Source organism: Veillonella parvula (assembly GCF_047241225.1).
GTDB classification, from domain to species: Bacteria; Bacillota; Negativicutes; order Veillonellales; family Veillonellaceae; genus Veillonella; species Veillonella parvula_O.
Genome location: NZ_JBKTIE010000003.1, coordinates 175,838 through 202,154 on the forward strand (window position 1 = coordinate 175,838; position 26,317 = coordinate 202,154).

At 40.4% G+C, this 26,317-nt stretch carries 20 protein-coding genes; 15 read left to right on the top strand and 5 right to left on the bottom strand.

The features are described from left to right. Positions 1 to 14: 14 nt before the first annotated feature. Genes ACLRYO_RS06855 through ACLRYO_RS06865 form a run of 3 tightly spaced genes read left to right on the top strand, consistent with a single transcriptional unit; the run spans position 15 to position 3,029 of the window. The gene (locus ACLRYO_RS06855; RefSeq protein WP_278618597.1) at positions 15 to 1,187 is read left to right on the top strand and encodes an ABC transporter substrate-binding protein; all 1,173 of its coding nucleotides are present in this window, start codon (positions 15 to 17) and stop codon (positions 1,185 to 1,187) included. Between the two features lie 16 nt (positions 1,188 to 1,203). Continuing rightward, entirely contained in the window at positions 1,204 to 2,253 is a 1,050-nt protein-coding gene (locus ACLRYO_RS06860) for a FecCD family ABC transporter permease (RefSeq protein ID WP_278618596.1), read from the top strand. Then, entirely contained in the window at positions 2,250 to 3,029 is a 780-nt protein-coding gene (locus ACLRYO_RS06865) for an ABC transporter ATP-binding protein (RefSeq protein ID WP_278618595.1), read from the top strand. The genes ACLRYO_RS06860 and ACLRYO_RS06865 overlap by 4 nt, the downstream gene beginning before the upstream one ends. Before the next feature lie 185 nt (positions 3,030 to 3,214). Here ACLRYO_RS06865 and ACLRYO_RS06870 read toward each other — a convergent pair whose 3' ends face one another. From ACLRYO_RS06870 to ACLRYO_RS06885, 4 genes are all read right to left on the bottom strand, one after another. Further along, a complete protein-coding gene (locus ACLRYO_RS06870) occupies positions 3,215 to 4,315 on the bottom strand; it encodes a metal ABC transporter permease (protein WP_012863795.1) in 1,101 nt (366 codons plus the stop codon). Next, on the bottom strand, positions 4,312 to 5,277 hold the full coding sequence (locus ACLRYO_RS06875; RefSeq protein ID WP_278618593.1) for a metal ABC transporter permease: 966 nt from the start codon (positions 5,275 to 5,277) through the stop codon (positions 4,312 to 4,314). The genes ACLRYO_RS06870 and ACLRYO_RS06875 overlap by 4 nt, the downstream gene beginning before the upstream one ends. Next, positions 5,274 to 6,005, bottom strand: a complete 732-nt coding sequence (locus ACLRYO_RS06880) for a metal ABC transporter ATP-binding protein (RefSeq protein ID WP_413084782.1) — start codon at positions 6,003 to 6,005, stop codon at positions 5,274 to 5,276. Before ACLRYO_RS06880 ends, ACLRYO_RS06875 begins: the two co-directional genes overlap by 4 nt. A gap of 145 nt (positions 6,006 to 6,150) precedes the next feature. Continuing rightward, a complete protein-coding gene (locus tag ACLRYO_RS06885) occupies positions 6,151 to 7,092 on the bottom strand; it encodes a metal ABC transporter solute-binding protein, Zn/Mn family (protein WP_024061312.1) in 942 nt (313 codons plus the stop codon). 464 nt (positions 7,093 to 7,556) lie between these two features. Here ACLRYO_RS06885 and ACLRYO_RS06890 point away from each other — a divergent pair, with 464 nt between their 5' ends. The 7 genes from ACLRYO_RS06890 to ACLRYO_RS06920 all read left to right on the top strand — a co-directional run bounded on the left by ACLRYO_RS06890 (position 7,557) and on the right by ACLRYO_RS06920 (position 16,773). Then, positions 7,557 to 7,934, top strand: a complete 378-nt coding sequence (locus tag ACLRYO_RS06890) for an energy transducer TonB (protein ID WP_120055772.1) — start codon at positions 7,557 to 7,559, stop codon at positions 7,932 to 7,934. Between the two features lie 10 nt (positions 7,935 to 7,944). Continuing rightward, entirely contained in the window at positions 7,945 to 8,292 is a 348-nt protein-coding gene (locus ACLRYO_RS06895; RefSeq protein ID WP_413084783.1) for an energy transducer TonB, read from the top strand. A 229-nt stretch (positions 8,293 to 8,521) separates the two neighbouring features. Further along, positions 8,522 to 10,138 (top strand): PAS domain-containing protein, encoded by a 1,617-nt coding sequence (locus ACLRYO_RS06900; protein WP_413084784.1) that lies wholly within the window; start codon positions 8,522 to 8,524, stop codon positions 10,136 to 10,138. Between the two features lie 368 nt (positions 10,139 to 10,506). Then, positions 10,507 to 12,135 carry a phosphoenolpyruvate carboxykinase (ATP) gene (locus ACLRYO_RS06905; RefSeq protein ID WP_413084785.1) on the top strand — a complete coding sequence of 543 codons (1,629 nt, stop codon included), beginning with the start codon at positions 10,507 to 10,509 and terminating at the stop codon, positions 12,133 to 12,135. A gap of 230 nt (positions 12,136 to 12,365) precedes the next feature. Then, on the top strand, positions 12,366 to 13,271 hold the full coding sequence (locus ACLRYO_RS06910; protein WP_278618586.1) for a LysR family transcriptional regulator: 906 nt from the start codon (positions 12,366 to 12,368) through the stop codon (positions 13,269 to 13,271). Positions 13,272 to 13,680: 409 nt separating this feature from the next. Then, on the top strand, positions 13,681 to 15,816 hold the full coding sequence (gene cooS, locus ACLRYO_RS06915; RefSeq protein WP_278467046.1) for an anaerobic carbon-monoxide dehydrogenase catalytic subunit: 2,136 nt from the start codon (positions 13,681 to 13,683) through the stop codon (positions 15,814 to 15,816). Positions 15,817 to 16,410: 594 nt separating this feature from the next. Further along, positions 16,411 to 16,773, top strand: coding sequence for a hypothetical protein (locus ACLRYO_RS06920; RefSeq protein WP_008603073.1), 363 nt, complete (start codon positions 16,411 to 16,413; stop codon positions 16,771 to 16,773). Between the two features lie 120 nt (positions 16,774 to 16,893). Here ACLRYO_RS06920 and bioB read toward each other — a convergent pair whose 3' ends face one another. After that, positions 16,894 to 17,922: a biotin synthase BioB gene (gene bioB / locus ACLRYO_RS06925; RefSeq protein ID WP_004694042.1), complete on the bottom strand. Its 1,029-nt coding sequence runs from the start codon at positions 17,920 to 17,922 to the stop codon at positions 16,894 to 16,896. A gap of 327 nt (positions 17,923 to 18,249) precedes the next feature. Between bioB and ACLRYO_RS06930 the strand changes: the two genes are divergently transcribed. The 5 genes from ACLRYO_RS06930 to hemG all read left to right on the top strand — a co-directional run bounded on the left by ACLRYO_RS06930 (position 18,250) and on the right by hemG (position 26,218). Next, positions 18,250 to 19,521, top strand: a complete 1,272-nt coding sequence (locus ACLRYO_RS06930; protein ID WP_105086891.1) for a metallophosphoesterase family protein — start codon at positions 18,250 to 18,252, stop codon at positions 19,519 to 19,521. Then, on the top strand, positions 19,511 to 22,393 hold the full coding sequence (locus ACLRYO_RS06935) for an ATP-binding protein (protein ID WP_105086892.1): 2,883 nt from the start codon (positions 19,511 to 19,513) through the stop codon (positions 22,391 to 22,393). Before ACLRYO_RS06930 ends, ACLRYO_RS06935 begins: the two co-directional genes overlap by 11 nt. A 264-nt stretch (positions 22,394 to 22,657) precedes the next feature. Beyond that, positions 22,658 to 23,701, top strand: coding sequence for a uroporphyrinogen decarboxylase (gene hemE / locus ACLRYO_RS06940; protein ID WP_105086893.1), 1,044 nt, complete (start codon positions 22,658 to 22,660; stop codon positions 23,699 to 23,701). A gap of 4 nt (positions 23,702 to 23,705) precedes the next feature. Next, positions 23,706 to 24,605, top strand: a complete 900-nt coding sequence (gene hemH / locus ACLRYO_RS06945) for a ferrochelatase (RefSeq protein ID WP_105086894.1) — start codon at positions 23,706 to 23,708, stop codon at positions 24,603 to 24,605. Then, a complete protein-coding gene (gene hemG / locus ACLRYO_RS06950) occupies positions 24,602 to 26,218 on the top strand; it encodes a protoporphyrinogen oxidase (protein WP_413084786.1) in 1,617 nt (538 codons plus the stop codon). Before hemH ends, hemG begins: the two co-directional genes overlap by 4 nt. The last annotated feature ends 99 nt before the right edge of the window (positions 26,219 to 26,317 follow it).

Consider the following 26,317-nt stretch of genomic DNA (forward strand, 5'->3'; position numbering starts at 1 on the left):
TATGAGGTGCTTTTATGGTTAAGAAAAAGAAATTTATGGCTTATCTTGCCACGGTGCTCCTACTAGTTGTGAGCATGATTATGACAGCTTGTGGTGGTCCTGCAGATACGAAAAAGGATGCGGCACAATCTGGCAAACAAATTGAGATTACAGACGTAACTGGTCAAAAGGTTACCTTGAAAAAACCAGCAGAACGCGTAGTAGTTCAATTGAGTGCTTCTGGTGGTGCGTTCTTGACTATGGCTGCGTTGCAAGGCAAGGATGTGGCTAAGACTATTGTTGGGATGGACCCTTATTTGAGCAAATTGCGTACAGATATGTGGGATCGCTACAAATCTGAAGTGCCAGAGTTGGAAAAAATTCCTCTCATTGGTAACGTAAATGACAAAACATTTGATGTGGAAAAAGTAATTTCCTTAAACCCAGATGTTATTTTCATGCCTTTATACTTTAAAGATCAATACGAAGCTGATTACAAACCTAAAATCGATGCAGCTGGTATCCCTACCATCTATATCGATTACCATGCTGAAAAGCTTGAAAATCACCAAAAATCTATCGAAGCTATCGGTAAAGCATTGGGTAAAGAAGAGCGTGCAGCAGAAATTAACAAGTTCTATACTGACCGTTTAACACGAGTTATGGACCGCATTAGCAAAATCAATAAACCAAAACCAACTGTTTACATTGAAACAGGTAACGAAGGTCCAGAAGGTTTAGGTTTTGCGTATAGTGCAAACGTAGCCTGGGGCGCATTAGCAACGCAAGTTGGTGGCGACCTTATTACCAAAGATGTAGTTCAAAAAGCAGGCCCTGTTAACCCAGAATTTATTTTAGAAAGAAACCCAGATATTATAATGATCATCGGTTCCTACTGGCCTAAGAAACCGACTTCTATGCGTTTAGGTTTTGATACAAATGAAGCAAAATCTCAAGAATTGTTGAAAGCTTTCACCACAGAACGTCAAGGCTGGCCTGAATTGAAAGCCGTTCAATCTAAAAACGTATTCTCTACTCACCATGGTTTACCTCGTGAAGTATATGACGTTGCAGTATTCGAATACTTAGCTAAAACATTCTATCCTGAGGAATTCAAGGATGTAGATCCTGAAGGCACACTTAAGGAATTCTATGACAAATTCCTTCCATTCTCTTACGGTGGCGTTTGGTTTATGCATTTGAACTAAAAAGGGGTTTTTCGTAGTGACAGAAACTAACAACCAGTACGATTATAAGAAACAGAGTTATAAAAAACTATTGTTCATTATTATCGGATTGATCATTTGTGCGGTAAGTTTTGTTACCGATATTATTGTAGGCCCTGCATCACTTACGTTAAGTGATGTGTGGCTCGCATTAACAGATCCTGCAGAGGTTTCCAAAAACGCATATGTCATCATTTGGTCGATTCGTCTTCCGACGGCCATTATGGCATTGCTCGTAGGTGCTTCTTTGGGCATTGCTGGTGCTGGCATGCAGACTATTCTTGATAACCCGTTATCTAGCCCGTATACACTTGGTATATCCGCAGGGGCTGGCTTCGGTGCATCTCTTATGGTTGTTGTAGGCGCTAGTGCATTAGAGTTTTTAGGTGTCTTTATGGTTCCATTTGGCGCCTTTGTATTCGCTAGTTTGACGAGTTTCTTTATCTATTCCATCAATAAGATTAAGAACTTCTCCTCTGAAACGATGATTCTCGCCGGTATTGGCATGATGTTCTTGTTCCAAGCGCTTCAATCTTTGATGCAATATATGGCATCTCCTGAGGCCCTTCAAAACATCGTGTTCTGGACTATGGGGAGTTTAGCTAAGGCAAATTGGGTGAACATCTCTATTGTTCTTATCGTATTAGCAATCATGCTTCCGCTTATGATGCGTGAATCTTGGCGTTTAACAGCATTAAAATTAGGCGATGAAAAGGCTTCTGGTCTTGGTGTTAATGTTGAAAGCTTACGAGTAAAAGTGTTTGCTTTCATCTCCATCATTACAGCCGTTGCCGTTTCTTTCGTTGGAACCATTGGTTTTATCGGTATTGTAGGACCACATATTGCACGTATGCTTGTGGGTGAGGATCAACGGTATTTCTTACCCTTATCTGCAGTGTGTGGCATGGCGATTTTGTCTCTCGCATCTATTGCGAGTAAGATGCTCGTTCCTGGGGCGATGTTCCCAATCGGTATTGTAACAGCAATCATCGGTGTACCTTTCTTCTTCTCGTTGGTATTAACTAGGAAAAGGAGCTATTTCAAATGATTGAAGTTCATAATCTAACCTTTGGTTATTCCGCTACGGAAGACGGACAAATCTTAAAGGGCGTTGATTTTGCTGCCAAAACAGGTAAATTGACTGCGCTCATTGGTACTAACGGTGCTGGTAAATCTACACTTTTAAAAACAATCATGGGTATTTTGAAAGGCAAGGGCGAGATTTCCGTTAATGGTAAACCTGTATCTCAATATTCTACAAAGGATTTTAGTAGTACAGTGAGCTATTTGTCTCAAGATAATGACTGTAAAGTCAATCTATCTGTTTTTGAAGTCGTTATGCTAGGGCGCATGGGCTCCATGTCCTTCCGCGTAAGTGATGAGGATATTGCAGCCACACAAGAGGTATTGGAACGGTTGAACTTACAGCGCTTTGCATCGCGCAGCATCATGGAGCTCAGCGGTGGTCAACGCCAACTTGTGTTCATGGCGCAAGCCCTTGTAAAAGAACCTAAAATCTTAATTCTTGATGAACCGACAAGTGCTTTAGATTTGCACAAGCAATTTGACTTATTAACATTGCTAAAAAATCTGACTCAAGAAAATGATTTTACAACGCTCGTAACATTGCATCATCTTGATCTGGCGGCTATGTTCGCAGATGAAATCATCGTGCTCAAGGAGGGTAGAGTATACGCTCAAGGCGCGCCGAAAGACATCTTTACAGAAGCCATGATGGAAGATGTATACCGTGTTAAAACGAAAATTTATATGGATGACAATGGGCTACCTCATGTAATTCCATTAGAAGCTATTATTAATTAATAGGATTCTTTGTGATTGTGTTGAGCTTATTATAATGTTGGTACTATTTCTTATAGATAGTCATTGACGTGAATGCAGTTATTAATAGGATGTAAGACTATTAGTTAAAAATAAAAGAAGCTGAAATCTTTGCAAGCAGCATTGATTTCAGCTTCTTTTTGTTGGGAAAAGTATTGGTATTGTATTTAAATAATCTCTTTAACTTGTGCTATACCCTTATCAGTAAGCACGTAGTGTCCATTTGTCACATATAATAGACCTTGTTTCTTTAGCTGTGAAGCAGCTTGATGAGTATAATCAGGCCTCCAGTTCAAATGCTCATGAATGGTACCAATGCCGTTTTCAACGTGCGCGATAGGTGTATCCATATGTGTATAAATATGGCATAGCATCATCGTTTCCCGATAGTGGCGACGTAAATGACGTTGACGACGGTATGTGGCGATATAGCCTGTCTTCGGTGTTGCGATAACAGCGATAATTAGTGCAATACCGATGGTGGTTGCAATAGAACCCGCGATGGATACGTCCATGGTGAAAGATACTTCCGTACCGACGACAGCACAGATAATACCGATGATGATACTGCTAGTAAGCATGGCTTTCACAGAGTCCGTCCATAAATAAGCGATGACCGCAGGCCCAATCATGAGGCCGATGACGAGAATGGCACCTACCGCTTGGAATGAGGCTACAACGGTGAGGGATACCATGGTCATGAGTACATAGTGGATGAGGGCTGGCATAAAGCCGAAGAGCCCCGCTAGTAGCGGATCAAAGGTAGATAATTGCAATTCCTTGTAGAACAGCATGACTAAAATTAAATTGATGAGCGCCACGCCTAGGGAAATCCATAGCGATATAGGCCCCAAGTCGGTGCCGCTCACAATCCATCGATCAAAGGGGGCAAAGGCTATTTCGCCGAGTAATGCGGTATCTACATCGAGATGAGCGTTACCGCTGTATAGGCTGACTAGAATGATGGCGATAGAGAATAGAAGCGGGAAGATGATGCCGATAGACGCATCTTCGTTGACAAGCCCCGTATTGTGTATCATTTCTGTAAGCCATACGGTGCCTACACCAACTAAGGTAGCCCCGACGAGTAGAAATGGAGAGTTTAAATCTTCCGTCATAAAGAAAGCGAGCACGATGCCGAGGAATACGGTGTGCGTAATGGCATCGGCCATCATGGACATGCGACGCAATACGAGGAAGACCCCAGGGATGGCACATGCGATGGATACCGCAATGGCAATGAGCAATATCTCTGTATGAACTGTCATGGGGCACCTCCTATGCGAGGTTGTGCGTCCTCTGCTACGCAAATACTTTGCTGTGCCTTGGATTTGGGAGCCCTCGTGGTTTCTAACAATAATGCGTGCTTTGACTGTCTATTTTTACGGAACTGCCAGAGCATACCTCTGTTAGGAGCAAAGATGAGGCTCAATAATACGAGAATCGATAAAATGACGATGATAGCTGGACCTGTCGGTAATTTTGGAACTGATGTACTCCAGATAGTACCGCCGATGGCGGATATCATGCCGAAAAATCCTGCTAATATACACATGGTGCCCAGTTTATTCGTCCACTGTCTTGCCCCAACGGCGGGTGCAATGAGGAGGGAGCTAATCAAGATAGCCCCTACCGATTGAATGCCGATAATGATGGTCATGATTAATAATGAACGATATAAAATAAGGGTGAAAGTGACGGGAATTTGTAGTGTTTTGGCGTATTCCACATCGAAGGAGATGAGCTTTAACTCCTTCCAGAATAATGCGGTTAACACGATGATGATGAGCGCTGCTGCAGATGTGATGTACACGTCGCGCGCTAATATGGTGGCTGCCTGTCCAAATATAAATTTTGAAAGCCCTGCTTGACCAGCATTGTTTAAGCTTTGTACATAGGTGAGCAATACCATACCGAGCCCAAAGAAGGCAGAGAGTATGGTGGCTAAAGCGCCATCAAATTTGATTTTGCTGTTTTCTACGGTGATGGTAATGAGCCAAGCCGCAGTGATAGAGGATAGAGCAGCACCTGCGATGAGAACTTCGATGTCCTTGATGCCCGTCAGCAAGAAGGCTATGACCACACCGGGTAATGCCGCATGTGATAGGCCGTCACCGATGAGGCTTTCCTTGCGAAGTACCGCAAAGGTGCCAGCGATACCACTAGCGAGGCCTAATAGAGCCGTGCCAAGCAGTACCATCTGCGTCGTATAGGATTGGAGTATGGTCATACAATCCTCCCCTTCCCATAGGTGCGCTCAATAGCTTCGTCCGTAAATGTATCTCCTACGGGGCCATAGGCGATAGTTTGTTTGTTTACCATCGTTACCCAATCGAAATATTGGGGCACTGTATTTAAATCGTGGTGGACGACGATAACCGTTTTGCCTCGAGCTTTCATCTCTTGTAAAAGCGAAATAATAGCATGCTCTGTGGTTTTATCGACGCCCTTGAAGGGTTCGTCCATGAGGTAAATATCTGCCTCTTGGACGAGAGCTCTTGCGAGGAAGACGCGTTGTTGTTGTCCCCCTGAAAGCTGGCGAATTTGTCTGTCTACATAGTCGCTCATGCCCATTTTTTCAATCATGGAGAGGGCGAGTTCCTTATCCTTTTTGCTAGGTCGCTTGAACCAACCTAGATGACCATAACGACCCATGAGTACTACATCTAGTACGGTAGTGGGAAAGTCCCAGTCTACGCTGCCACTTTGAGGGACGTAGGCGATTTTTTTGTAATCGTTTTTGTCCATCGCTAAGTGGTGATCGATATAAAATTTTACACTTCCTGAGATAACTGTTAGTAGACCGAGCATGGCCTTTAATAATGTGGACTTACCGGCCCCATTAGGGCCGACAATGGCCGCTAAGGAACCGATGGGTACCTTCATATCTACGTCCCATAATACGGGTTTTGTCGTATATGCTACGGTCATATCTTCAACTTCAACGGCCCATTCCATGGAAACCTCCTTGTATTAATGAGTGCCACTAGCTAATATTGCTAGTAGCACATGTACTTACAATAACAAAGTAAATTTGAGTCTATTTAAGTTAGTATACGTAAATTTAATTTGTCTTATTTAATTAAGAAAATCTAGCAATTGATTATTTAAGTGCTTTGGTAATTGTATCAATATTGGCTTTTACCATGCCGATATATGTACCGCCTTCAGTGCCTTCAGAACCGAGAGAGTCGGAATATAATTCGCCACCGATGGCAACATTCCAGCCTTTAGCCTTAGCTGCTTCTTGAACGGCTTCAATTGTTTTATGTGGTACAGAAGACTCTACGAAAATCGCTTTAATTTTGTGGTCTACGATATATTGAACCAGTTCATTCACATCTTGTGTGCCTGCTTCTGTAGCAGTACTTACACCTTGCAAACCTTTTACTTCAAAGCCATAAGCGCGAGCGAAGTATTGGAATGCATCATGTGCTGTTACAAGTACGCGAGATTCTTTCGGAATCGATTCTGCTTGAGCTTTAACGTACGCATCAGTTTCATCTAACTTAGTAAGATATGCGTCATAGCGTTTTTTGTAATCTTCTTTATGAGCCGGATCGGATTTAGCAAGACCTTCGTATACTGCTTTTGCTGCCAGTTTCCAGTTAGCAACGTCAAACCAAATATGAGGGTCTTTTGTTTTTACACCATCTTCTTCGTCAAAGTCGAGCAATGTAGCTGGATCAATGGCATCAGATACGCGGATGGTCGCTTTATTTTGCTTTGTTAGGTTATCGAAAATGGAGCCCATTTTACCTTCCAAGTGAATGCCGTTGTATACTACAACATCCGCCTTAGACATAGCTGTTACATCGCCTGCACTCGCTTGATATAGGTGAGGGTCTACACCAGGTCCCATGAGACCTTGTACGGTTACATGATCACCGCCGATTTCTTTTACTAAATCCGTTAACATCGTTGTAGTAGCTACGACATTAAGTTTTTTCTGACTATCTTGGGCTGTGTCTTTTCCGCAGCCTGCAAGGGCAAATACTATAAGTGCTAATGATACGACGACTAATAAAATTCGATTAAATTTCATAATAAGCCTCCTTTTTTATAGATACTAAATTTAAAAACATTAATGACTTTGTTTGAGGGAAATATTTTGTTCTAATAATGAAATAATTTGAAGAAGGAAAATATCTCTCTGAATTTAAACGGAAAAATAGCCGCTACTAACGTAGCGGCTAGTGACAGTTATACAGTCTTCTGCTAAGGTCAAAATAATCTAGGGAATAAGTGCTTGTAGATGGCTAGGCCCAACGAGGGCAACGATACCAAGTACCATCATGACCTTCATTTGAATACGCTTTCTACGTCTCATGATGAACCTCCTTTGTGTAGTTTTTTGTCATATCAACTAGATATGTGAGTCCGGACAGTTATCTTGAATTCAATATATCATAAATGAGAAATTTTATCAATAAGAATTTATTCTTTTAATATTCATCTTTATTTAGTATGATATTATGCATAGGTAAAAGGTTAATAAGGAGGCTTCTTATGAATAAATTATTCCGATACGCTGCTGCAGCAGTACTTGTTGCATCTTTTGGCATGTTAGGTGATTATACAGCTGATGCGGCAAAGTTTTTAGAATCTCCAAGAGAGGTTACTATTGTAAAACCTGAGTTGCCTGAGATTCCTCAAACCGCTACGGTAGCGCCTGATATGCGCGTACGCTTCTTGATTGATAAAAAAGGTAATGTTAAAAATGTTTTCGTAGAGCGCTCTTCTGGATATGCTCCCGTTGATGAAGCAGTAAAAAAAGCAATTTTGCAGTGGAAGTTTACCCCTGCTATTGGCACAGATCAAAAGGCACACGAATCCATTATTGGGATGACAATTACTCTGCCTAAGCAAGCTGTGAAAGCTAAATAAGGAGAAAACGATGAATAAAGTGTTGCGTTGTATTATCTTAAGCTCATTGTTTGTAATGAGTATGATAGCTTCTGTGTTGGCAGCTCCATACGATCCACCAGTAGCTATAGCTACACCACCTATTGACCGAGCACTGCTCGCCGCCTATGGTGAAGCAGCTCATGGTGCGGATATACGTTTTACCATCAAGGAAGATGGTTCTGTAGGGGACGTTGAAGTTGTCTCATCTAGTGGCTCTAGTGCGCTTGATGCCGCCATTGTTGATACTATTTCTAAATGGAGATTTAGCCCTGCTACAGATTCCAATGGTAGACCTGTAGCATCTTCTAAAACTGAATATATTGATTTTAAAAACTAATTAAAGACACTTATAGAGAACTGCACCCTAAAACTTGGACACAACTTTTGAGGTGCAGTTTTTGTATGCCAAAATATTCTTAAAAATAAAGTAAAGTTATTTATTTTCATAATATTTGATTCGTAAATCTTAAAAATTAATCAAAATTGTATCTGTAGCAACTGAAAATTACTTTCAAAATGATATAATAAAACTATAATTATAGATTAGCCCGTGGAGGTATAAGCATATGAATCCATTAAAACAAAAGCTAGATATTAATAATGAACGTTACAGAATTATCGTGTCCATTAAAGAAGATTATTTAGATGGTAAATTGTCCTTAGAAGAGGGCAATCGCATTTTAAAAGAAAAATTAGGTACTTGTACGCCTGATGAATTTGCTTACGCAGAGCAAAGCTTGAAAGGTGTTTACAAGGACGAAGAAATCCTAGAGAAAATGGATGATCTCTTAGAATTATTTGATGGCGTTTTGGTACGTGCCGAAAATGAGTATCCTGAAAACCATCCGTTGTGGGCATACTTGGAAGAAATTAACGCTGTTGAGAAGGTAGCACTAGAAGCGGATGAATTATTAAAGCAAGAGAAGTTTATCAAAAATCCGTGGCTCGGCGTTTTTGATTCCTTAGCAGAGTGGAGAACTCATCTATCTCGTAAGCAAAATCAACTCTATCCGATGCTTGAGGACCACGGCTTTGATCGTCCAACGCGCATTATGTGGACCTTTGATGATGCTGTGCGCGATGCTATCTCTGCATCCTATGCATTGCTTCGGGAAGATAAGTATGAAGAATTCCTAGCGTCTGTGCCAGAAACTTTGGCGAAATTACGGGATTTGAATTCTAAAGAACTAGAAGTCTTATTGCCAACGTCTTATAAATTGTTGAGTGACGAAGAGTTTGTTCGGATGAGTAAAAATGACCATGAAATTGGTTATGCTATCATCAATGCGCCAGGCTTATATGTAGTGCCAGGTATTAATGATTCTGCGGCGCAATTGAATGGCAATAATTCAGCTCAAGGTGGTGCTGTATCTAACGAATTTTTAAATGATTTAGCCGGCTTGCTATCTAAATATGTAGGTCCTGTTGGTGGGGCGCCCGCTAGTAAGGATGCAGTCCTCGATGTAGCAACGGGTAAATTGACATTAGAGCAAATTAATTTGTTGTTCCGTCATTTACCGGTAGATTTATCCTATGTAGATGAAAATGAACTAGTGAAGTTCTACAGCGATACGGCACATCGTATTTTCCCTCGCAGTGCGAACGTTATCGGCCGTGAGGTGAAGAATTGTCACCCCGCAAAATCCGTTCATATAGTAGAGGAAATCGTAGAGAAGTTCCGTTCTGGCGAACAAAGCCAAGCGGAATTCTGGATCAATAAACCAGGCTTGTTCATCTATGTTATCTACACAGCGGTGCGCGATGAAAATGGTAAATTCCGCGGCGTATTGGAAATGATGCAAGACTGTACTCATATCCGTGAACTTGAGGGTTCTCGTACATTGTTGACTTGGGATAAAACTGATTTTGTAGGCGATGGTGGTAAAGAAAAATCCTTGGCTCAAGAGGCAGCAGAAGAGGTAGAAGAAAAACCATTAACAACTGATGCAGATGGTCGATTCCACATCGATGCAAAAACAACATTGTCTAATTTAATTAAACATCGTCCAGATATTGTAGATCATTTGATTTCTTTGAATCCTAAATTTGAGAAATTAAAAACACCTATGGTAAAAGTAATGGCTAAGGTAGCAACAATTAAGATGATGGCAGAACGTGGCGATTTTGAGGTAGATGATCTAATTAGTAAAATCGATGCATTTATCAATAAAGATAAGAAATAATTGCATTTTTTAAACGTGAAAGAGGCAAGTGCTTAGGACCTTGCCTCTTTTTCGTTTTGCTATTTGACTAGTTGATTTGTAACTATAACTAGTTACTTTGTAACTCTGTCTAGTTTTTAAGGTGTTCTATTGAATACTAATAGTTTCATGCCGTTAGGTATTAATTTATTACATTACAAATGTGTTGCACTAATTCGAAATAAACATACATTAATTTCCTATAAATTATCTGTTTTATGTATACAAATTTGATTGAAAAGGGTAAAATAGAAAATAATGAAAGTATTTGCCTTAGCAGTGTTTTCATGTACAACATTACTTTTACAAGAGAAGTTACTAATATATTTAAAGGTGAGGATCTAGATACTATGTCTACAAGACGCGTTTGGAAGCAAAGTGAAATCAAAACAAACCCATTATTTTCTATGATGCGCAGTACAATTGAAACTGCATTCTATGGGAACAATGTAACTCCTGTAACATCTGTGGCACAAGCGTATCAATTAGCCTCTGAAGAGCCAGGTGTTATCGTCCTCGATATGCCAGTATTTAAACCTTTAGAGCAAGGTTTGCCAGCTGATGCAAAGGTTCTTGTTACAAACGATGGTAAAACTACTGGCCGTTATGCTAAAGCTCGCCGTATTATTGGCGATGAAGGCATAGATGAAGTTGAACTCGCTAACATTGCACGCGATGCAGTATATGATAGCCGCAATAAAGAGTGGATTTCTGCGGAAGCTATCGTTGGTCTTGATAAAAAATTCACAGCTCGTGCTCATTTGATGATTCCAAAAGATCACGCGTCTATTTTGTATTCTTGGCTTATGAACTTTAAGTTCTTTGATGCGGCTGTAAAAGAGTTCTACAACGATAGTGTGGACATTCCAGAAGGCGATATCTATATTTACTCTGATCCTGACTATGTTGTGCCAGGTCATCCAGGTGGTCTTGCTATTTTTGACCCTGCTCATAACTGTGCCATGATTCTTGGTATGCGTTACTTCGGGGAGCATAAAAAAGGTACGCTTACACTTGCGTGGTCCTTGGCAAATCGCTTCGACTATGTTGCATGCCACGGCGGTATGAAACGTTACAACCTTGAAGGTGGTAAAACATACACTATCGGTGTATTCGGTTTGTCCGGTTCCGGTAAATCCACATTGACTCATGAAAAACATGGTGGTCGATATGATATTTCTATCTTGCATGACGACGCGTATGTTATCAATACAAACGATTTGAGTTCTATTGCTCTTGAACCTACGTACTTTGATAAAATGCAAGATTATCCGGTGGAACATCCTGCTAATGAATTCTTGTTAACACTACAAAATGTAGGCGTAACAATGGATGAAGATGGTCGCAAGGTTGTATTGGCCGAAGATGTGCGTAATAGCAATGGTCGTGCTATCAAATCTCAATTCTGGACAGATAACCGTGTAAACTACGTTGGTGAACCTGTTAATGCCATAGTATGGCTTATGAAAGATAAAACTTTGCCACCTATTCTTAAAATTGATGATCCAGTATTGGCATCTACTATGGGTGCAACGCTGGCAACTCGTCGTTCTACAGCGGAAAAACTGGATGCTCATGTCGATCCAAATGCACTCGTTATCGAACCTTACGCAAATCCATTCCGTACATATCCATTGGTTCGTGACTATGAAAGCTATAAAAAATTGTTCTGCGAATGTGGCGTTGAATGCTACATCATGAACACAGGCTTCTTCTTGGAAAATAAAATTCCTAAAGAAGTTACTCTTGATTTGTTAGAGCGTTTGGTGGAAGGTACATTGGAATTCAAACCATTCTGTGAATACGAAAATCTTTCCTATGTAGAGGTACCAGGTTTTGAACCTCCATTCGAAGTACGTGAATACCATCACCAATTACACCAAGCTTTCGAATTCCGTTATGACTATGTGGAAAAACTTAAAGGTCATAAAAACGAATTACCTCAAGAAGTATTGGATGTACTTAAATCCTTAATGTGATCTAAAAATTAAAAAGGGCTGTAATAGAATGTGGCTCTATCGCATCCTATATGTAGTTCGTTTACCTTATAAGACATACCAAGAAATTTAGCATTGTAAGACACTAAATTTCTTGGTATTTTTATTTTTCCCCATGTATATGTAACATATATTTTAGTAATGTATAGCTATAATAGAAATAATGTTTTATTATAAGACTTGTATACGGACATAGTTATAAGGACTTCTATATGGACATAAAAGACATTAAATATATTAGTACCATCGTTGAGATGGCATCATTTTCAAAGGCATCTAAAAAATTATATATTTCTCAGCCGGCGTTGAGTCAGGGGATTCGTCGTATTGAAGCAGAGCTAGGCGTTACGTTGTTTGTTCGTGATCGCACAAAAGTCGTGCCAACTGCTGCGGCGTTACAAGTTGCAAAAGAGGGCATGCCGTTAGTTTTAAAGGTGGAGGCTTTAACGCAATCTATCATTAATCAAGGCACAGATGTAGCCTATCATGTGCGTATCGGCTTGTCTCAATTCTATGGACATCATATGCTTGGGAAAACATTGAAAAGCTTTCAACAGATTGAACCTTCTTGGGAGTTCCATGTTGTAGAGGGAGAATCTCACTTTTTGGAACAGCAAATTTGTGATGGCTTAGTAGATGTAGGATTATTTCCAACGCCGATTTATTCTCAGGACCTTGAAAGTTATCCCGTTTTAGATGAGCAGATTTTATTGGCCATTAGTGTGGAAAACAAGAAGGCCATAGATATTGCAGATTCTCTCATGACCAGTGATGGAATTCGAAAAATTGGACCCTTTGGAGCATTTCCGTTTATTTTGCTAAGAGAAGGTCTCAAATTGCGGACGTTGGTTAACCGTCTATGCCAAGCGGAGTCCTTTGTGCCAAAAGCCGTCATTGGCTCTGAAACGTTAGACTCATGCCGGTCCTTGGTAGAAGATGATTATGGTATTACATTCTTGCCGAGCACGCTCAATAGCAAGGGGGATGACGATAAGGTTAAATTTTATCCTCTTGCATCGAAACTTTGTTTCCGCCAATTAGTTCTTGTGGCAAGGTCTGATCGGGCAAAACGTTTCCATTTATCTGAAGTAGCACATATCATGCAGCAATTTTTGTAGTGCATAGGTATAAAGATATTTAGGTGGCATATCCTGAGGGGAGGATCATATTAATAAATTAATAATTAATACATAAATTAATACGTAAATCAATCAATTAATCAATAAAATAAAGAGACTAATTCCTGTAAAGTTTAGGAATTAGTCTCTTTTTATTTATGAAAAGAAACTGAAAAAATCGAATTTAATAAATATAGTAATTATCATATTCTTAGATATAGATGCGTCAAAAATTTCTCAAATTTTAATTGACAAATGTCTTTTCAGAAAATATACTTAAAGTGATTTAAAACATATTTAGGAGATAGGACTTAAAACCCATCATTGTAGTGGATTTAAAGTGAATTAAAAGTAGAATATGTTTTTTGTTTTTATTGGTTGGCCTATGTAGGCCCCTAGGAGGTTTCAAATGAGTAAAGATGTGGAAAATAAAAATACCCATGAACACAATCATGGTGAACAACATGGTCACGACCATAATCATGAACATCATTGCCACTGTGGCGGTCATGATGATCATGGTCACGACCATAGTCATGCAAAGGCTCTTCCGACGGATAAATGGGTGCCACACACTCATGAACCAGGGGTACCTCATGAACATGGTGTAAATGACTACATGAAAGCTGTTGCTGAGTATCGTAAAACATGGCCTACAAAACAAGATGTAATTGAACAAACACCAGATCCTGCTGTGCGTGAAATGATTCTTCGTATGGAGCAAATCGGTTGTGATACGGTATTTGACCGCTTTGATAAACAACAACCACAATGTACATTTGGTATTGCTGGTATATGTTGTCGTATCTGTTTCATGGGCCCTTGTAAAATTACACCTAAGAGTCCTCGTGGTGTCTGCGGTGCGGATGCTGACCTCATCGTAGCTCGTAATATGACACGTGCTGCTGCAGGTGGTTTGACTCAACATGGTGCACATGCTCGTGAAATCTTGATTTCTTTGAAAGCTGCTGCTAATGACCAATTGGACATTCCAATTTTAGGGGAAGAAAAAATCCGTACTGTATGTAAGGCTTTCAACATCCCTGAAGAAGGTCGTTCCTTGAAAGAAGTGGCTAATGATTTAGCAGATGTATTGCTCGAAGATTTGAGCCGTGCATTGCCAGGTGAATATAAAACAATTACAGCCATGGCTCCTGCAGAGCGTCGCGAAGTTTGGAAAAACTTGGATATCTTGCCTGTTTCCGCATACAATGAAGCCTTTGATGCATATCATCGTACAACCGTAGGTACAGATGGCGATTGGGAAAGCAATATGAAACAATTCTTGCGTTGTGGTCTTGCTTTCACATTCACAGGCGTAGTAGCGGCAGACATTGCTACAGATGCATTGTTCGGTCAAGGTGGTCGTCGTACTTCCAAAGTTAACATCGGTGCCTTGAAAAAAGGGTATGTTAACATCGCTGTTCATGGTCATTTACCAACATTGGTATCCCAAATTTGTAAAATTGGCGCCTCTGAAGAATATTTAGAAAAAGCAAAAGCTATCGGCGCTAAAGGTATCCAATTCTACGGCATTTGCTGCTCTGGTTTGTCCAGTATGTACCGTTATGAAAATGTTATTCCATTGTGTAATGCTATCGGTGCTGAGCTTGTACTTGGTACAGGCGCTCTTGATTGCTGGGTAGCTGACGTTCAAGACGTGTATCCTGCTATCATGGACGTAGCACGTTGCTTCAACACAAAGGTTATCACTACGTCTGATGCAGCTCGTTTACCGGGTGCTGAACACATCGGCTACGATCATCATCACACTAACTTGGCTGAAACAAAAGATTTGGCTCGCAAAATTTTAGATCGTGCTCTTGAAGCGCATGAATTGCGTAAAGGTATGCCTGTATTCATTCCTCCATACGAAATCACAGCAGAAGTTGGCTTCTCTCCAGAATCCACTGTTAAACATTATGGTTCCTTCAAACCATTGGCAGAGGCTTTAAAATCTGGTAAAGTTCGCGGTATCGTTAACGTAGTAGGTTGTTCTAACCCTCGCGTTATCTATGAAAAGGCAACTGTAGATATTGTTGATACACTTATTAAAAATGGCTGTATCATCCTTACAAACGGTTGTGCATCTTTCCCATTGATGAAACTTGGCTATTGTAATACAGATGCTAACAAGAAATGTAGCCCTGCATTGCAAGAGTTCTTGGGCGACGATCAACCACCAGTATGGCATGTGGGTGAATGTGTAGATAATGCGCGTTCCTCTGGTATCTTCGGCGGTATTGCTGCAGAACTTGGACTTAACTTACCTCAATTGCCATTTGCTATGTCTAGCCCTGAATGGTCTAACGAAAAAGGTATCGATGCATCCCTTGGCTTCCGCCTAATGGGTATTAACTCTTACCACTGCGTTGAGCCACCTACACAAGGCTCTGATGCTGTAACAAAATGGTTGAAAGAAGATACTAAAGACATCTTAGGTTCTGTTATGTATGTTAATACAGATCCTGCTAAAGTAGCTGAGAAAATCTTGGCAGATATCGATGAAAAACGCGCTGCTTTAGGTTGGGCTGAAGTAAAATAGTAATTAGTAAATTATAGTTTATAATAAGAAACGCTCAAAAGCGTAATGGTTATCGTATTTCCTTAAGCTTTTGAGCTTTTTTCTTTATATAAGAGTATAGTGTTACTTGTTAATTCGTGAGTTCTTACAAACCCTTTACTATTAACCCTTATGGTAATATGTATATAGACTTAACAATATGTATAAGTTTATGAAGCAACGAAAAAAGGACTCTATATAGAGTCCTTTTTTCATGTAAGGGGAGTGTTAGTATTAATATCAAATGAAACATGTATTTAAACAAGTAGTAGGTTTGGGGTTAGTATTACTTGTCGGGAGATAAATACACGTACGGTAACCAGGGAATTGTTACCTTTGTCTATCATTTGACATTATCATTATAGGAAGGGTAAATGAGTTAAAAATGAAGAAATTTAATAAATTTCTTTAAGTTTCTTATATTTGTAAAAAACATGGTAATTAATTTTAATTATTGTTGATAAATATGGGACAATTTTGGTATTATATAAAGGAGAAGTTGTATATTTTATAAAGGTTTATCCACATTAAGCTTTTATAAAATATACAGCTCGATAGCATGAGAGGGGCAGTCATATGAGTAAAATATTCACCATATTAACACTTTTGTGGCTACTCAGTATAGGGGGGACTACTAACGCAACGGACTGGTACTATGTTGGACCAGATGCATCAGGAAACCAATTATTTATTGACAATGACAGTGTACAGAAGAGTGATTACGATGCACTTTTGTGGCTGCGAGTTAATGAACTGGGTGGCGACGAATTGCGATATAAAGTTTATATCAGTAGATATAATCGAACCATGGAAACATTGAAGGTAGATGCGTACATGTCAGACGGGACGCCGTATGAGAATGTAGAATTTAATGAGAATCCTGAGCCCATTGCGGGTAACACAAATGGTCAAGCCATTTACATTTTATTATGGAAATAAAAGAACCATCTAGTACAGCAAACTAGATGGTTCTTTTTATGTGTAAAATATTTATAAAGCATTAGGGAATAATTTATATACTACATCCTCTAGATATGGAGAATGGTATATATGAGGTTTTTAGACTTGAGCTGTATTGCGAGTCAACTCCAAGTCTTGAATCATTTGGAGATCGTCTTGAGGTGAACGACCGCCAGTGGTTAAGTAGCCACCAACCATGATACCGTTTAGGCCACCTTTTAGAGCATAAGCTTGTAAGTCCCGTAGATTTACTTCGCGACCGCCTGCAGTACGAATCAATGCATTTGGCAAGATGAAACGGAATACGGCGAAGGTACGTAAGATATCCAATGGACGTAAAGCTTCGTTGCTTTCAAATGGAGTCCCTTTAACAGGATTCAAAATGTTTAATGGCACGGAGTCAATATGTAAACGTTTAAGTTCGAACGCCATTTCTACGCGTTGTTCTAATGTTTCGTTAAGGCCAAGAATGCCACCAGAGCAAACACGGATGCCTGCTTTTTGTGCATTATCTATGGTAAACATTTTATCTTCGTAGGAATGTGTAGTACAAATATCTGGGAAGTGACTAGGTGCCGTTTCGATATTGGAGTGGTATCGAGTAACACCAACTTCTTTTAATTTGAGTGCTTGTTCGTAAGTTAACAACCCAAGAGAACAGCAGATTTCAAGGCCAATTTCGTTTTTGATACGGCCTAATACGTGGATGATTTGATCAAATTCATCAGGGTTATTAGTATTACGACCACTTGTTACGATGGAAAAACGAATGGCACCAGCCTCTTTAGCTTTACGTGCTGCTTGGAGAATGCTTTCTTCATCCATGAAAGGATACTCCTGAACGCCTGTGTTGTGGTGTGCGGATTGAGCACAGAATTTACAGTTTTCAGGACATTTGCCGGATCGAGCATTAACAATGGCGCATACATCTACAGAATTATCATTGAAATGTTGGCGAATTTTATCAGCCATAGCGAGTAGAATCATAGTATCATCATCTGAAGTATGAATTAGCTCGATTGCTTCTTCTTTTGTAATTTCGCCGCCGTTCATGATGCGGTTTGCAATGGTAAGTATTTTTTCGTATGTACCCACTTGGGATGGTTGTTGATCTATAGGCAAAGCCATAATAGCCTCCAGGAAATTGTTAACTTAATAAAAACATAATATATTGACAATTTGATTGTAAACGTTCGCGTATAAATTGTCAACTTAATGCGTGAATTGGTTAACAAAAATAATAACATATTATGATTTATCTCTTATGATGAAAGAAAATGTGCTTATCTTATAATTTATATTTATTAATAGTTAAGAGAAGTTTAGTTTAACTATATCTTTTTGATGGTAAATGATAGTTATTTTTAACTTATCTTTAAGGTTTTGTAGTATAATAAACTATTGTAATTACTATATATAACTATAATAAGAATATTAATGGAGGAGTGGATATAGATGCAGCCGTTTCGATTTATACACTGTGGTGATCTGCATTTAGGGGCACCCTTTCAATATGCTACAGGTATTAGCAGCGCTGTAGATCGCGTTGTAAGTGAAGCAACCTATGTAGCCTTAGATAAAATTATTGATACTGCTATTACAGAACATGTTCATGCTGTTGTAATAGCTGGTGATATTTATAATAGCGAAGACCATAATTTAGAGGCTCAAGTCCGTTTTGTGCGCGCCATGTATCGCTTGGCGGAGCATCGTATTGATGTCTATATGGTACAAGGTAACCATGATCCTGCTGAAAGCTGGAAAGCACAATTACAGATGCCAGATAATGTACATGTATTTTCTAGCGAACAGGTACAGCGTTTCCCGCTCATCGTTAACAATATAGAAATTGGTGGCGTATATGGTATTAGTTGTGGTCATGGTAATGAAAGCGACAACTATGTTCGTCAATACAGAGCTTTTGAACGGGATGAGTTTTCTCTTGCTGTTATGCATGGTACTGTAGGTTCTAGTGTAGGCTCTGAAAATCATAATGTAATAGGACCTTGTAACTTAACTGATTTAACAGAGGCCGCTATGGATTATTGGGCATTGGGCCATATTCATAAATCTCAAGTTCTTAGCGAGGAGCCTCTCGTAGTTTATGCTGGTAATTCGCAAGGATTGCATCGTAAAGAACATGGACCAAAGGGATGTTATCTTGTATCCGTATCTCATAATGGTCATTGTGATTTGCGATTTATCGATACCTGTGCTGTCCGATTTGAGGAAATCAAAATCGATATTGCTGGCATGCAAAATGAAACGGATTTCTTAGAGATTTTGCGCCGTAAAAAAGAAAATTTGCGAAAGCAGCATAAGAAAAACATCTTGCTATCCATTGTTTTGTCTGGTACAGGACCTCTACATCGCCTATGTACGCAAGAGGGGATTCGAAAACTATGGTTGCAAGAGTCTCAAAATGAAGAGAAAAGCAAATCTATATTTGTTATGCCTTACCGTATCACTTCTAATACAAGACCTAGTATTAATCTAGTTGAACGACGTCTATTAACAGATGTAGTAGGTGATTACTTGCGTGCTTATGATGATATGGTAGATGGGGATGCGATACAGACTGCGCGCCAAATCATGGCGGATCGTCCTGAATTTAAGCGCTTAGGCGCATATGCCGATTTATTGAGTGATGAATTATTGGCGCGAGCTTTGAAACGTTGTGAAATTGAGGGTGTTACTGTATTGATGGGGGCTAATGATGAACATTAAACGCATACGATTTGATGAATTTGGCCCGTATCGCGACTGGTCTTTCACTACGGGTGACAATGGGGTTCAACTCATGTATGGCCCTAATGAAAGTGGTAAGACATCCTTGCTCGAAGGGATGCGCACCTTGTTGTTTGGTGGTACTCATAAGGCTTATGGTCCTATGACGGGGGCCCTTGATGTGGACCGTAATGGTGAAAGCTATTATATCGGTCGTAAGGGTAAGCAGTTAGACTTTTACAGTCCTGGTAATCCTGCCATCCATGAAGAGCCGGCTCAACATTGGTGGCATGGCATCGATAAAAAAACATATAACCGCATATTTGCGTTAACATTAGACGACCTACAAGGCCTTGATGTATTACAAGAGGTAGAGGTTCGTTCCCGATTCTTTGGCGCTGAAGGGGGAGAACACTTAGGTGGCGCTGTTAAGGATGTTGAAAAAGGGGCTACAGACCTACTTGTAGCATCCTCGAATGGTAAACGTCGCATCAATGTATTGATGGATGAGCTTAAAGAAAACCGCCAAAAGCTGAGTCAGTTGGCGGAGCATGAAGCGCAATATGTGGAATTACAAACCGTCTTTCACAGTACGGAGCAAACCGAAATGGAATTGCAAAATCAGTTGAAAGAATGGAAGGAATATCGGGATGGTATCGATGTAGTATTGCGTGCGTGGGATACGTATCGTCGCAGTGAAGAGGCACGTATGCACATGCAGCAGTACAATAGTGAGCTCGCCTTGAGTCGTGATGAGTTTCTTCGCCTTGATGAAGAAATTAAACGGGCTCGTGACAATATGCAATTATGGCAGGAAAAGGAAGCGGCATTGATGCCAGCTAACTTTAGTCCTGATAGCCCATTTGGAACTTATGGCCAAGATATTGAAGATCTTATTCAACAAGGTGCTAAATGGGAGCAGTTACGCCGTGAGTGCGAAGAAGGCGATGCGTACATCCGTAAGGTTAGGGAACAATTGGAGTTTTCACGCACCTTACATTCTGCGTGGCGTCATGATGAGCCAATGGCAGAAGACATCAATTGGTTTGATGGAGAACGTTTGGCAAGTCGTTTGCGCACCGCAAAAGAACAACTTTTACATTGGCAAGACCGCAAACCTGCAGAGGCTACCGATGAGTTGCCGACGGCGAACCTTAAAGGGGCATCCTTACCTAACTTTAGTGAAGAAGAATTAGCTAAAAAAGAATATTTAGAACGTGAATTAGATCGTATCTTAATGGATATAGATCGAGTAGAGGCTAGACGGAATAGTCCTGGTTCAGATGCACAGCCTACAATTCTGCCAAAATGGCTACAACGCATTAGTGGTATAGGCGCTGTTATTGCTGTATTGGTAGTATTAGCAGGCCTGTTGGTTCTTGAATCGGCATTATATACTATAGGTGGTTTTATTTTTTTGATTCTATCTATGGGGCTATTCTGGTATGCTACAAGGAGGCTTCATAATGGTAACTCTGAAGTGTCTAAATTAAACTATGAGTTACAAATTTTATCCTCCCGTAAATCCGATGTAGAGCATCAGCTAGAGGCTTTGATCAAGGCTGCTACACCTACAGCAAGTCCTGTACCATCCTTAGAAGGGGCGGCACATCTTGAACGCTGGATTCAGGAAGGGCATACATTACAAGGTATTTACGATGAAGCTCTCGCAGCATGGCAAAACTGGTTACCACAAGGGGCGGCTAAGAGTCTCGATGAAGATGATTTCTTTGGCCTCAAACATGAATATGATCAATATCATGAGCAACTACGTACTATAGAAGGCTATGAAAAGCGTTTAGCGGAGCATAAAGAAGGTCTACGTATTATTGAAGACCAAGCGATGGCTTTGTGGTATAACCTTGGGATAGAGGCGCCAGTATCTCCAACAGAGCTAAAACGCATTTATAACCAATATAAGAACTTCCAACAAAATAAAATTGTATGGGAACAAAAGGAAGCACAACGTAAAAGCTTCCGCAATGAATACGATAATTGGCATCGCAAGGAAAAAGAGTTACTACTTCGTCAACAAGAACTGCTCCATAAAGCGGGTATGGAAAGTTCCAATGAGTATCGTCAACATCTTATCGATGAGGACCAATATAAACAGTGGCAAACCATCTACAAGCAAAGTCAAGTGCAGCTTGATTTGCTTGCTCCTGACGCGGAGAATAAAGACTTGTTCTACCGTCGTTTGCGTGAAGGCAACAAGGATAACTGGTTGGATGAACTGGCTCATTCTGAGCGTGAAATAGCCTCTATCGAAGATAAATTGGCTACCTTGTACGAGCGTCGCGGTCAAATCGTTGAAGCCATGCGTACACTTGGATCTGACCAGGAACAACACCAAATGTTGCAAGAACGTGAAGCTTTACGAAGTGAATTAGAGTCTGCTCTCGAAGATTGGGCTACGCAAGTATTGATAAGTCATTGTATGGATAAGGCTCAACAATCATATGAACAAGAAAAACAACCTCATATGTTAGAGCTTGCCTCCTCTTATGTTGAAAGACTAACTGGTGAGAGGTATACGCTTGATATTCTAGGTATCAATAAAGGGGTAGCACTTATCAACAACAATGGGGAACGACTAGAACTTAAATTCTGGTCTAGTGGTCTAGCTGACCAAGTATACTTGGCATTGCGTCTTGCCCTAGCCAAGGTATTCTCTTATCAAGTAGAATCCTTGCCGATTATCTTGGACGATATTTTGGTGCGTTTTGACGAAAACCGTCAACGTAGTGCCTTGGAACTGTTGGCCGAGCTTGGAAAGAATCAACAGATTTGGCTCTTTACCTGTCAACGCTCTGTATATGATATGGCTCAATCTATTATGGGCATCGATTGCCATAGACTAAGTCGTAGTTAAATAAATTTCGGACTTGAATTAAAGACTCAGTCAAATTAAAGTAGTGGTTACATTACAGTACTAGTAAATTTAACGACATACTTGAATTAAAGTCTTAGTTAAATCAAAGTGGTAATGAAATAATAATCCCTGTGGAGGCACATGCTTTCACAGGGATTATTAGGGATTATTAAAGAATAAATAATGTGTGTGATTGTAACCAAAGTAACTGTTTTAGTTACCATAGTGTGTTAGTATACATTTAGAACGAAAGGGGTTGAGTACTTGAACACAGCTTATTTGGACATGATCCAAGGGAAGAACCCTGGTGTAACGCCTGTGTGGTATATGCGTCAAGCTGGTCGTAGCCAAGCGGAATATCGCAAAATCAAAGAGAAATATTCATTATTTGAAATTACAAAAGAGCCCGAGTTATGTGCTCGTGTTACGGAATTACCTGTTAAGGAATACGGCGTTGATGCGGCAATTCTCTACAAAGATATCATGAGCCCAATGGTGGCTATGAATGTAAATGTTGAGCTCAAGGCCGGTGTGGGTCCTGTGTTTAGCACGCCTATCCGTTCTATGGCTGATGTAGAGGCTCTAGATTCCTTTGATCCTACCAAGGTAGAGTATATCGGTAAAACGATTACACTCTTAACATCTGGCATGCTCGACGTGCCACTCATTGGTTTTTGCGGTGCGCCGTTTACGATTGCATCCTACCTTATCGAAGGGGGACCAACGAAGAACTACAATAAGACTCGTGGCATGCTCATCGGTGCTCCTCATGTGTGGAATGCATTGATGACTAAACTGGCGGACATGTCCATTGCGTACTTATCCATGCAAGCCGAAGCGGGTGCCAATGCACTTCAAATCTTCGACTCTTGGGTAGGGGCTGTTAATGCAGATCAGTATAAACAAGGGATTTACCCTCATATGGAACGAATCATTAAGGCTGTAAAAGCTAAATATCCTCATTTACCAATGGCCATGAATGGCGTTGGCACTGACCATTTGGTGTCTATTTGGTCTCATTTGCCATTAGACGTCATTGCCCTTGATTGGCGTAGTTCCATTGTTATGGCGAATGAACGGGGTGTAACGCAAACCGTGCAAGGTAACTTGGATCCAGCGTATCTGTTCGGGGACGAAAAAACATTGGCTCACGAAGTAGATCGTATTTTGCTCGAAGGAGTTCGCTATGGTCGCCATATCTTTAATTTAGGTCATGGCGTATTCCCCGAGGCAGATCCTCAAAAACTCCATTGGCTAACGGACTATGTGCATGAACGTAGTCGTGAAATTTGGGCTCAAGAGAGGTAAATTAGTGAAAGTAGAAAAAAAAGGATTATTATTCCTGTCTTATGGTAGCCCTTTAAGTAAGGATGATTTAGTACCCTATATGACGAGTATTCGTCGTGGCCGTGTACCAACGAAAGAAGAGATTGCTAATCTTACTAAGCGTTATGATACAATCGGTCAATGGGAAAATGTTGAACTTCAAACTATGGCAGAGTGCCAATATAGAACCTTGCTTACTCTGTTGCCGACTATGCCTTCCGCTATTGGTTTTTTACACATGAAACCGTCCATTGCAGATGCAGTTGACTCCTTAGTCCAGCAAGGAGTGGAGCATATTATCGCTATTGTAACGGCTCCATTCTTCACCGCTCTCGGTACTGGAGCTTATGAAAAACAAGTGCAAGTAGCTATTTCCAACCATGATAATATGACATTCGACTTTATCCGTTCCTGGTGGGATCAACCAACTTTCAAGGAATACTGGGTAAAAGCAGTTTCAAAGTGTGTGAATATTAATAAAGATTTATTTGTTATTTTTAGTGCTCACAGTATACCTCTTATCAATAATCATGGTGGCGATTCGTATGCGTTAGCTTTAGAGGAAAGCGCCAAAGAGATTGCTGAACATTGTAAATTACCGAAATGGACTGTGGCGTGGCAAAGTGCAGCTCCTCATGGACAATGGTTGGGCCCTACTGTAGAGGATGCTATCAACGAAGCCTTACAAACTGGTGCTGATCGCATTGTTTTTGTACCATTTGGATTTGTAAGCAATCACGTTGAGGTATTGTACGATAATGATGTGGAGTGTAAAGAACTCGTTGAAGCAAAGGGCGCAACATATATGCGTGCACCCATGCCAAATTGTAATGAAATATTTTTACAAGCAATGGCGAGTGCAATAATAGAAAGGATTCATTCGTGAACGTAACAATTGTGGGCGGTGGCTTAACAGGGCTAACAGCGGCTTATTATCTAGGTCATGCAAAGCCAGAATGGACCATTACTCTTTATGAACAAGCACCACGATTTGGTGGGAAAATACAAACGCAACATGTGGATGACTTCGTAGTGGAACTCGGTCCTGACTCCTACTTGGGTCGTAAAACAGAAATGACAGATCTTGTGCATGATCTTGGACTAGGGGATACCCTTGTGTCTAATGAAACAGGCCAAGCCTTTGTATATGATAAGGGTTCTATCCACCCAATTCCAGGCGGCTCCATCATGGGCATTCCTACGGAAATGATGCCCTTTGTGAAAGCAACGCTCATTTCTTGGTCTGGTAAATTGCGTGCGGGTTTAGATTATTTTAAGAAACCATACCAACTCGATGAAAATGGTGATGTATCCATTGGTCATTTCTTCAAATACCATTTAGGTCAAGAAATGATGGATAAACTCATCGAGCCCTTATTAGCGGGTATCTATGGTGGGGATATTTATAAAATTAGTCTATTGTCGACATTCCCTCATTTTATTCAAGTAGAACAAAAATATGGGAACATGGTAAAAGGTATGATGGCCGCTAAGATGAGTCATTCCAAAGCAGGTGTCTCTAAAGCAGCTAAAGATGCTGTAGCAGAAGGCGATGTGCCTCGTGCTGGTAAAGGTACTATGACAGACCGTCAATTTGAAAGCCACGAAGCAAAGTCTAGTCAAGCTAATTTTGCTAGTAATCGTGCAAGCAGTTCTAACCATGTAACAAAGACTAGTTCAAATCATCAGTCTGCTAAGGCGCAAACGGATATGGAAAGTCGGAAGGGAACAGCGGCTCAATCCGGTATGTTTCGTCAATTGACAGGCGGCCTTGAAAGCGTGATTACCGCTATCGTTGAGGCTATGCCTAGTAATGTACACTTGCATACAGGTACACTAGTTTCTGATATTCGATATGTTGAAGGCATGTACGCAATCGATGTGGCCAATCAGTATAACAATTCTTGTGGTTGTCAATCTATGGCAGATCATGTGATTATCAGTACGCCGCCGGCAACGTATACACAATGGTTTAAGGATGATCAGGGTTTTGACTTCTTGCGTTCTATGGAGCAATCTAGCTGTGCCATTGCTATTATGTCTTTTGATAAAAGCACCTTTGATGGTGATCTCAAGGGATCGGGTTTGCTCATTACTAGAAACACAGATACGCCTCTTACAGCATGTACTATTCTTAATCAAAAATGGCCTCAAACAACGCCAGATGATAAGGTGGTATTGCGCGTCTTTATCGGTAAGCCTGGCAATGATGTAGTAGAACGACTCAGTGAAGAGGAACTTTCAGAATTGGCAGTCAAAGAAATTCAACATATCATGGGTTTCTCTGTCAAGCCAGAGTGGGTACGTATCAATCGCCTCATTCACTGCATGCCTCAATATAATGTAGGCCATCGTGCAGGCATTAAATCTGTTCGTGAACATGTGGCGGAGCATTATCCAAATTTACATCTCATCGGTACGCCCTTTGATGGCATTGGAATCCCTGATGGTGTAAAACAAGCAAAAGAACTGGTAGAAAAACTTGTGAATGACAAGTAAAATAGTGACTTGCTTAAAAGAGTTAGTATTAAGAGCTATAGGATTATCCTCAGCATAAAAGTAGAAGTTTAGTCTTAACTAAAGAATGTACTAATAAAA

Bases quoted from the DNA above. Each gene is read 5' to 3' on its own strand.
- ACLRYO_RS06930 (WP_105086891.1), top strand. From the start codon at position 18,250: ATGCAGCCGTTTCGATTTATACACTGTGGTGATCTGCATTTAGGGGCA.
- ACLRYO_RS06875 (WP_278618593.1), bottom strand. From the start codon at position 5,277: ATGACCATACTCCAATCCTATACGACGCAGATGGTACTGCTTGGCACG.
- bioB (WP_004694042.1), bottom strand. From the start codon at position 17,922: ATGGCTTTGCCTATAGATCAACAACCATCCCAAGTGGGTACATACGAA.
- ACLRYO_RS06910 (WP_278618586.1), top strand. From the start codon at position 12,366: ATGGACATAAAAGACATTAAATATATTAGTACCATCGTTGAGATGGCA.
- ACLRYO_RS06935 (WP_105086892.1), top strand. From the start codon at position 19,511: ATGAACATTAAACGCATACGATTTGATGAATTTGGCCCGTATCGCGAC.
- ACLRYO_RS06895 (WP_413084783.1), top strand. From the start codon at position 7,945: ATGAATAAAGTGTTGCGTTGTATTATCTTAAGCTCATTGTTTGTAATG.
- ACLRYO_RS06890 (WP_120055772.1), top strand. From the start codon at position 7,557: ATGAATAAATTATTCCGATACGCTGCTGCAGCAGTACTTGTTGCATCT.
- ACLRYO_RS06870 (WP_012863795.1), bottom strand. From the start codon at position 4,315: ATGACAGTTCATACAGAGATATTGCTCATTGCCATTGCGGTATCCATC.
- ACLRYO_RS06865 (WP_278618595.1), top strand. From the start codon at position 2,250: ATGATTGAAGTTCATAATCTAACCTTTGGTTATTCCGCTACGGAAGAC.
- ACLRYO_RS06880 (WP_413084782.1), bottom strand. From the start codon at position 6,005: ATGGAATGGGCCGTTGAAGTTGAAGATATGACCGTAGCATATACGACA.
- ACLRYO_RS06920 (WP_008603073.1), top strand. From the start codon at position 16,411: ATGAGTAAAATATTCACCATATTAACACTTTTGTGGCTACTCAGTATA.
- ACLRYO_RS06885 (WP_024061312.1), bottom strand. From the start codon at position 7,092: ATGAAATTTAATCGAATTTTATTAGTCGTCGTATCATTAGCACTTATA.
- ACLRYO_RS06855 (WP_278618597.1), top strand. From the start codon at position 15: ATGGTTAAGAAAAAGAAATTTATGGCTTATCTTGCCACGGTGCTCCTA.
- ACLRYO_RS06900 (WP_413084784.1), top strand. From the start codon at position 8,522: ATGAATCCATTAAAACAAAAGCTAGATATTAATAATGAACGTTACAGA.
- ACLRYO_RS06905 (WP_413084785.1), top strand. From the start codon at position 10,507: ATGTCTACAAGACGCGTTTGGAAGCAAAGTGAAATCAAAACAAACCCA.
- cooS (WP_278467046.1), top strand. From the start codon at position 13,681: ATGAGTAAAGATGTGGAAAATAAAAATACCCATGAACACAATCATGGT.